Annotated in this window: 6 protein-coding genes and 1 pseudogene; 2 read left to right on the forward strand and 5 right to left on the reverse strand. The window is 73.0% G+C overall.

Features of this window, described 5'->3' with window-relative positions; all coding sequences use genetic code 11:
* Nucleotides 1–71: 71 nt before the first annotated feature.
* From VIM26_RS18590 to VIM26_RS18600, 3 genes and pseudogenes are all read right to left on the reverse strand, one after another.
* On the reverse strand, nucleotides 72–1,235 hold the full coding sequence (locus VIM26_RS18590; protein ID WP_331953977.1) for an FtsX-like permease family protein: 1,164 nt from the start codon (nucleotides 1,233–1,235) through the stop codon (nucleotides 72–74).
* Complete coding sequence (locus VIM26_RS18595) at nucleotides 1,205–2,425, reverse strand: ABC transporter permease (RefSeq protein WP_331953979.1); 1,221 nt, start codon at nucleotides 2,423–2,425, stop codon at nucleotides 1,205–1,207. The genes VIM26_RS18590 and VIM26_RS18595 overlap by 31 nt, the downstream gene beginning before the upstream one ends.
* A pseudogene (locus tag VIM26_RS18600) lies at nucleotides 2,425–3,254 on the reverse strand (ABC transporter ATP-binding protein). Before VIM26_RS18600 ends, VIM26_RS18595 begins: the two are co-directional and overlap by 1 nt.
* Nucleotides 3,255–3,500: 246 nt before the next feature.
* Between VIM26_RS18600 and VIM26_RS18605 the strand changes: the two are divergent.
* Nucleotides 3,501–6,428: a helix-turn-helix transcriptional regulator gene (locus tag VIM26_RS18605; RefSeq protein ID WP_331953981.1), complete on the forward strand. Its 2,928-nt coding sequence runs from the start codon at nucleotides 3,501–3,503 to the stop codon at nucleotides 6,426–6,428.
* A 317-nt stretch (nucleotides 6,429–6,745) separates the two neighbouring features.
* Here VIM26_RS18605 and VIM26_RS18610 read toward each other — a convergent pair whose 3' ends face one another.
* Both VIM26_RS18610 and moaC read right to left on the reverse strand, forming a co-directional pair.
* Nucleotides 6,746–7,375: a class I SAM-dependent methyltransferase gene (locus VIM26_RS18610; protein WP_331953983.1), complete on the reverse strand. Its 630-nt coding sequence runs from the start codon at nucleotides 7,373–7,375 to the stop codon at nucleotides 6,746–6,748.
* Nucleotides 7,376–7,422: 47 nt separating this feature from the next.
* A complete protein-coding gene (moaC, locus tag VIM26_RS18615) occupies nucleotides 7,423–7,911 on the reverse strand; it encodes a cyclic pyranopterin monophosphate synthase MoaC (RefSeq protein ID WP_331953985.1) in 489 nt (162 codons plus the stop codon).
* Between the two features lie 358 nt (nucleotides 7,912–8,269).
* On the opposite strand from moaC, the gene VIM26_RS18620 reads away from it, so the two are divergent.
* Nucleotides 8,270–8,537, forward strand: a 268-nt coding sequence (locus VIM26_RS18620; protein ID WP_331953987.1) for a hypothetical protein, incomplete at its 3' end; no start/stop codon positions are given.

Raw genomic sequence — 8,537 nt, forward strand, 5'->3', positions numbered from 1 at the left:
CGTCCGAGCGTTGACGTCCTATAGGACGTCAACGCTCGGACGTTACGGGTTGGGGAGGGGTCAGTCGGAGGCTACGGCGTCCAGGACCGGGAGGCGGCCAGCGCCACCATGGTGGCCAGCTGGACCCACGGGATGACCAGCGTGGTCAGCCCCTTGTCGGCGAACACCGTCGGCATCGCGGACGCGATCACGACGCCGATCCCCACCCCGACCAGCGTCCCGAACACCGCGGTCAGCACGGACTCGATCGCCACGATCCCGGCGAGCTGGAGCCGGCCGAGCCCGACGGCGCGCATGAGCCCGATCTCGCGGGTCCGCTCGATCACCGACAGCGCGAGGGTGTTCACGATCCCCAGGATCGCGATCACGATCGACAGCCCCAGCAGCGCGTAGAGGATCACCAGCACCTGGTTGACCTGCGCGGCCAGCTGACCGGCGAAGTCCTCCTTGTCGAGGATCGACAGCACGGCGTACGGGGCGGCGACCTTGACGAGGTCGGCCCGCAGCTCGCGCTGGGTCGTTCCGGGCGCGGCGCTCACGAACAGCGAGTCGATCGCGGCCCGGGCCGGCGGCACGACCGTGACGAACACCTCCTCGGGCGGCAGGATCGGCGCGTTCAGCGCCTGGGAGTCGACGATCGCGCCGATCTTCGCGCTGACGTTTCCGGACGGGGAGGTGAAGGTCAGCGAGTCCCCCACGGTCCAGCCGCGCTTCTTCGCCACGCCCTTCTGGACCGCGATCCGGCCGTCAGCGAGGGAGTCGAGCGAGCCGTCCACGACCGTGACGTGCACGCTCCGCCCGAAGGCGCCCGGGGGCAGCCCGATCGCCGTCTGCGTGTCCTTCGCGGCCACCGGAGCCGTCCCGGCGGTCGTCGCCACGACCGAGCCGAACCGCACGGGGTCGACGGTCGCCACCGAGCGCAGCGCCCCGAGGTCGCCGATCACGCCGGCGGGCACGCTGTAGGTCGCCGACTTCACGGTGAAGTCCGCCGTCAGCTCGTTGTCCACGATCGAGCGCGTGGACGCGGTCGCCGACGAGGCGAGCACGGAGGCGGCTCCCACGAGCGCCATCCCGACCGTCAGCGCACCGGCCGTGTTCGCGGTCCGCCGCGGGTTGCGGGTGACGTTGCCGCGCGCGAGCCGCCCGAGCGGCGCCGCCGCGGCGACGAAGCCCGCCGCAAGCACGCCGAGGGTGCGCCGCGCGATCACCGGCGCGAGCAGCAGTGTGCCGACCACGAGCCCGGCGGCGTCAGCGCGGCGCGGCGCGCGGGCAGCGCGGCCGCCGCGATGCTCACGACCGTGCCGATGGCGAGCGAGGTCGCCGCGGTCGCGGTGTCGAGCGGGATCTGACCCGACAGGTCCATGCCCATGCGCTCGAACACCACCCGCAGCACCGAGACCAGCCCGAGGCCGGCGGCGATGCCCAGCGCGGAGCCCACCAGGCCGACGACGGCGGCCTGGGTCAGGACCGAGGCGAACACCTGCGCCGGGGAGGCCCCGACGGCGCGCAGCAACGCGAACTCGCGCATCCGCTGCCGCACCGACATGGCGAACGTGTTCGCGATGATGTAGGCGCCGACGAACAGCGAGATGCCGGCGAACACGAGCAGGAACGTCGTGATGAAGCCGAGCTGCGCCTCGACGCCGGAGCGCGCGTCGCTGCGCATCACGGCGCCCTCGACCGCCCGCGCGGAGTCGGGGCCGCTCGTCGCGAGCAGCGGCGCGATCCGCCGCGTGAGGGTCTGCTCGGACACGCCCGGCTTCGCGAACACCGCGATCGAGGGCAACCGGCCGTCCGGCGCGTACGCCGCCGTCGCGGTGGCGGCGTCCAGGATGGTGATGGCCGCGCCGGCCGTGGGGGCGCCGAACGAGAGCTCGCCGACCACCGTCACGTCGCGCAGCGCGCCGTGCAGGACGACCTTGGTGGTGTCCCCGACGGACAGCCCCGACTTCGCCATGGTCGCCGACTCGAGACCGATCTCGGTCGGTCCGCTCGGCACCCGACCCGCCACGACGTCGACCGTGGAGTCCTTCGGGTCGAGCGCCGTCGCGAAGCTGGGGGCACCCCCGCTCATCACGGCGGTGCCGTCGGCCCCGACGACGACGATCGGGCCGCTGAGGTCCGGGAACGCGTGCGCGACGCCGTCGACGCCGGCCAGCGGCCCCGCGAGGGACGCGGGGATCGTGTTCCACGTGGAACCGAGCCCCCCGCCGTCGCTGACCGCGGCGGCGGTGGCGGGCACGCTCCCGCGCACGTAGGCGTCGCCGACCATCGAGCTGTCGATGATCTCGGTGAACGTCGAGGACATCATGGTGCGCAGGGAGAACGCGCCGGCCACGAAGGCCACGCCGAGGGTGACCGCCAGCACCGAGAGCACGAACCGGACGAGGTGCGCGCGGATGCCGCGGAGCGCGACCCGGCCCATCAGAGGCCGACCGGGGCGAGCGCCGGCGTGGACGCGTCGTCGTCGGCGTCGCGGTCGAGGGAGCCGAGGATCTCGAACACCGAGGCCTGGGTGGGCGACTCGAGCTCGGCGACCAGGCGGCCGTCGGCAAGGAACAGGACGCGGTGCGCGTGCGCCGCGGCGCGCGGGTCGTGGGTGACCATCACGACGGTCTGCCCGAGCTCGTCGACCGAGCGGCGCAGGAACGCGAGCAGGTCACCGGACGACTTCGAGTCGAGGTTGCCGGTCGGCTCGTCCGCGAAGATGACCGCGGGCTTCGCGACCAGGGCGCGCGCGGCGGCCACCCGCTGCTGCTGGCCGCCGGACAGCTCGCTCGGGCGGTGGTGCAGGCGGGGGGCGAGCCCGAGCGCGGCCACGATCGCGTCGAAGCGGGCACGGTCGACCGGGCGGCGCGCGATGTCCAGCGGCAGCGTGATGTTCTCCGCCGCGGTCAGGGTCGGGACCAGGTTGAACGCCTGGAAGATGAACCCGAGCCGGGTGCGGCGCAGCCGCGTCAGCTGGCGCTGGTTCATCCGCCCGACGTCCTGGCCGTCGACGACGACCGTGCCCGACGTCGCGGTGTCCAGCCCCGCCATGCAGTGCATCAGGGTCGACTTGCCGGAGCCCGACGGGCCCATCACCGCGGTGAGCTCACCGCGCGCGAAGTGGACGTCGATCCCGGCCAGGGCGTGCACCGCGTCTCCCCCCGGCCGTAGGTCTTGACCAGGCCGCGGGCGTAGGCACTGACGGGCCCTTGCGTGCTCGACGTCGATTCGGCGCTGGCGATCGAGTGGGATCCGTGGATTGACATGCTCCTCCTTGTCTGACGGTGGGAGCGGGCGGGGCGGGACGAGTCGATCCTTTCGGCCGGGGAGCCGCCCGCGCATCGGGAAATGACCCCTACCGGACCCTGAACCAACCCTGACGCGACCCTGAGTCGCGGCTGTGATTCTTCGTCGAGAAGTCAAAATCCGCCCGTCCCCACGCATTCCGATGGACGGAAGTCGACTTCTCGGCGCAGGCTCCGGCGCAGGGTCGGGCTGCCAGAATCGGGGGCATGGCCCGCACTACGAATTCCACGCCGTTCGTGGCACGCGCGTCGGAGGTGGCCGCGCTGATGGCCGCGCTCGAGCGAGCCGCCGCGGGTCAGCCCGGCGCGGTGCTGCTCGGCGCCGACGCGGGCGTCGGCAAGAGCCGGCTGCTCGCGCAGTTCGCCGAGCTCGCCACCCGATCCGGGGCCCGCGCCGTCACGACGCACTGCGTGGACTTCGGGGAGGTCGGACTGCCGTACCTGCCGTTCGCGGACGCTCTCGCGCAGCTCGGGGCGCAGGGCGACGTCGTCGATCAGGTGGTCAGGACCCGCCCCGCGCTGAGCCTGCTGCTCCCGACCGGGGCGAGCGACGCGAGCGCGGGCCTCGAGGAGCAGGCGAGCCGCCTGCAGCTGTTCGACGGGATCGCCGCGGTGCTCGCGGCGAGCGGTCGGGCGGGCGCCCCGCTCGTGCTGATCGTCGAGGACCTGCACTGGGCGGACTCCTCAAGCCGCGAGGTGCTCCGGTTCCTGATCGCGCGCATGCGAGCCGAGCACCTCATGATCGTGGCGAGCTATCGCACGGACGACCTGCACCGGCGCCACCCGTTGCGGCCGATGCTCGCCGAGCTGGCGCGCCACCCGCGGGTCGAGCGCCTCGACCTGCCGCCGTTCACGGCCGACGAGCTGCGCACCTTCACCACCGCCGTCATGGGTGCCCCGCTGCCCGACGACGTGCTGCGGCGGGTCCGGGACCGGTCCGAGGGCAACGCGTACTTCGCCGAGGAACTGCTCGAGGCGGGCGCCGATGCGGCCGCGCTGCCGGGATCGCTCTCGGATGTACTGCGGGCCCGGCTCGAGCAGCTCGACCCCGCGGTGCAGCACCTGGCGCGTGTCGCCTCGGTGGCCGGTCGGCGAGTGGCCGAACCTTTGCTGCGGGCCGTCGTCTCGCGCGGCGAGCCGGCCGCGGCGGACACGTTCGACGACGTCCTGCGCGAGGCCTTCGCGCGGAACATGCTCGGGGCCGAGGACGGCCGGGTCGTGTTCCGGCATGCGCTGCTCGCCGAGGCGGTCTACACCGACCTGCTCCCGGGCGAGCAGACCGCGCTGCACCGCGCGTTCCGGCAGGCCCTGGTCGACTCCCCCGGGCTCGGGTCCGCGGCGCAGCTCGCACACCACGCCGCGAGCTCGCACGACCTGCCGACGGCCCTGGTGGCCTCCCGTGCGGCGGCGCGCGAGGCCGCGCACGTGCTCGCACCGGCCGAGGAGCTGCGCCACCTCGAGTCCGTCCTGGCGCTGTGGGAGGCGGTGCCCGACGCCGCGGCGCGCCTCGCGGAGGACCGGATCGCCGTCGTCGCCGCGGCGGCGGGAGCGGCCGGCCGGTCGGGGCTGAACGACCGGGCCGCCGCGCTGGCGCAGGAGGCCGTCGCCGCCGCAGCGGGCGACCCGGGCCGCCAGGCGCCGCTGCGAGCCCAGCTGGCCCGGCTTCTGCTGGCGCTCGACCGGGACGACGCCCAGGGGTTCGAGGAGGCGGCCCGGGCCCTGGCGGACCTGCCCGCAGGTCCGCCGAGCGCGGATCGGGCGTGGGTCCTCGCGGTGCACGCCTGGGCGGCCCTCGCCGTCGCTCGCGACGCCGAGGCCGAGCGCAGCGCGTTGGCCGCGATCGACGAGGCCCGGAAGGTCGCCGAACCGGCGGCAGAGGCCGACGCGCTCGCGACGCTCGCCTATCTCGTCGTCGACGAACCGGGCCGGGTCGCCGAGCTGCTCGACAGCGCCCGGCAGCGTGCGCGCGAGGCGGGCGACCTGGTCACCGAGTTGCGCTGCCACCTCAACCTGACGGCGACCCACTACTACGCCGGGCTGCTGCCCGAGGCCGCGGCGCTGGCGGCCCGGGGCCTGGCCCGTGCGGTCGAGGCGGGGCTGTCGTGGAGCATCTCCGGGGTCCAGCTCCGGATGTTCGCGGAGCTGGTGCGATACGCACGTGGGGACCTCTCCCCGCCCGGCCTCGACGCCGAGAGCGCGCCCCCGGACGCCTCGGCCACGCTGGGCGCGGTCCAGCTGTATGCGGCGATCGCCCGTGGTGACGCGGACGGCGTCGAACGTGGCCACGCGCTCGAGCCCGAGTGGCCGCGTGACCCGCAGGTCGCGCTGCTCTCGGGCGGGTGCACGATCGACGCCCTGACCTGGGCGGGGAAGCCGGACGAGGCGGTCCGGCTCGCCAACGACGTTTTCGAGCACATGGGCCAGGTGTGGGACGACTACTTCCTGGGCGGGATCTGGGTCGCGGCGCTCGGCATCGCCGCGCTGGCCGACGCTGCACACGCGGAGCGGCTGGCCGGCGGGGACCCGGCGGAGCGCGTCCGGCTGGGCACCGAGCTCCTCGCGCGAGCGGACCGGACCGCGCAGCGGGGACGCCCGCGCGGCGGCCGGCTGGGTCCCGAGGGACGCGCCTGGCTCGCCCGCGCGCACGCCGAGCACGGCCGGCTCGTGGGCGGTGACGGCAACGACCCCGCGCTGTGGCAGGCTGCCGCTTCGGGTTTCGACTACGGCTACCGGTACGAACGGGCCCGGACCGGCTGGCGCTGGACCGAGGCGCTGCTCGAGGCCGGTGACCGGGAGGCCGCCAAGGTCCAGGCCGCGATCGCGGAACGGGACGCCCGCGAGATGGGTGCGCTCCCGCTCCTCGGCGCCCTGCAGGCGCTGGGTCGCCGCGCGCGGCTCGACCTGCCGGGCGCCCGCTCGTCGGACGCCCGGCTGTTGACCGATCGCGAGACCGAGGTCCTCGCCCTGGTCGCGCGCGGACTGACGAACCGGCAGATCGGCGAACGGCTCTTCATCAGCGGCAAGACGGTGAGCGTGCACGTGTCGAACCTGCTCGCGAAGCTCGGCGCGTCCGGTCGCGCGGAGGCGGTCGCAATAGCCCACCAACGCGCCCTCCTGACCGAACCGCGTCCGTAAAGTTCCGCCTCGCTCCGCGAACTGGGAGTTGTTGTCGTTCGGATGCCGTTTTGAGGACAACAACTCCCAGTTCGCGACAACATTTGCCTCTGGAACGTCTTCGGAGAGCGCTTAGACGTCTCGGCGGGCGGTTATCGAGAACTCCAGGGGAAGGGCGGCGGGGTTGTCCGGGTGGACGAAGCCTTCGGAAGAGTCGACGAGGCTGGGAATCCCCCGCCACGGGAGAGTCTTTCCCTCTGTGAATGCGGTGATTCGCAGGCCGGCGTCGAGGAGTGACCCAATGATCTCGGACAGCGAATGGGACCACTCGTACGTCGTCACGTTTCCGGCGCGGAGGTCCTCGCTCGCGTAGTCGGCCCCGCTGTCGTCCCTGGTGGGTCGGTCGGTCTCGAAGTACGGATCCGCCAGGACGAGCAGCCCGTCCGTCGATCGTGATCGAGCGCGTTCAGCACGGGGTGCGAGTCCCGGACGTAGAAGACCCCACCCGGCTTGAGGAGGTCGTGGATCGCCGACGCCCAGGTGTCCAGCCGCGGCCGCCACATGAGGACCCCGACGCTCGTGTACACGACGTCGAACGTGTCGTTCAACGCGCTGGGCGCGCCTTCGACGCTGCTCTCTTCGAACCGAGCGGCCACGCCCGCCCGGGCTGCGAGGTCGCGGGCTGCGCGGATGGCCTCGGCGGAGAAGTCGACGCCGACGGCGTCCGCGCCGAGCCGCGCCCAGCTCAGCGTGTCCAGCCCGATGTGACACTGCAGGTGCACGAGCTTCATCCCCGCGACGGTGCCCCCGGGCAGCTGGGGACCCATGGCGGTCGCGTCGTCCTGGACGATCTTGGAGATGGCGTGCGGATCGTCCGCGAAAGCACCCGCGCCGTACGCGACGAGGTGACCCTCGACGCGGTCGTCCCAGCTCGCGCGATTCGCGTCGAGGAAGCTCTCGGTCGTCATGATCGTGTCCCCGGTTGTTGCGGTCGGCTCGGGGCTCGGGGCTCGGACTACGGGACCCGGCGCCACGTCCCGCTGCGGCCGCCGGTCTTCTCCTCGACGCGCACGTCGGTGATCACCGCGGCGCGGTCCACGGCCTTGACCATGTCGATCATCGTGAGGCCGGCGACGGCGACGCAGGTGAGCGCCTCCATCTCCACCCCGGTGCGGTCGGCGGTGCGAACCGTGGCGCGGATCCCGACGCCGTCGTCGGTCACCTCGAGGTCGACCGTGACGGCGTGGATCGCGATCGGGTGGCACAGCGGCACCAGGTCGGGCGTGCGCTTGGCCGCCTGGATGCCGGCGATCCGCGCGACGGCGAGCGCGTCACCCTTAGGCACGCCCTCCCCGCGGAGCAGCGCGATGACCTGCGGCGTGGTGGACACGAAGCCGCTCGCGGTGGCGCTGCGGACGGTGACCTCCTTGGCGCTGACGTCGACCATCCGCGCGGCACCACGCTCGTCGACGTGCGTCAGCTTGTTCCGGTCGTCCGTGCTCATCGCGCTGCGCCCTTCGTCTGCTGCGCCCGGCATCTGCGGGCCAGCGGCACGTTACCGGTCCCCCGCCCCAGCCCGACGCCGCCGCACTGGCCTGTCCCTCCCCCCGAAGCGGCCAACCCCTTCATGACCGACGAGGTCGGGGCGCTAGGGGCGGTGACGAGGTCGCCGGTTTCACGTGAATCACCGCGTTTCGCGGTGCAACAGAGCAGATCTGTCGATGCGTTGTCGACCTCCGTCGTCGCTCGCGATCAAGCGACTCCGGCGGGGCTGGCTGAACGCTGCAAGGCCCGCGAAATTCACGCGGAGGAATTGCGGCTGAGGTATTGACACGCTCGACCGTTCCGGTATCATAGAACACATGTTCGATCACGAGTTCGGCGGGGATGGCGACGAGCGGGTCGCGTCCTTGGTCGAGCCGTCGACGGAGTTGTTGGCTTTGTGGGCGGCCGAGGACGCACGGTATGAGGATTCGAAGGTGGTGGCGACCGAGGTCGCGGAGTTCTTGGAGCGGGAGGCATTCTTCGAGGCGCTGGCTCGCAGCGAGCACCAGGACCCGCGGCCGTGCGAGGGGATGTACCTGGCACCGGGGTCCGCGGCCCTGGCGGCCTGGGCCGACTCGGTGGACT

The organism is Pengzhenrongella sp. (assembly GCF_036565025.1).
Taxonomy (GTDB): Bacteria; Actinomycetota; Actinomycetes; order Actinomycetales; family Cellulomonadaceae; genus Pengzhenrongella.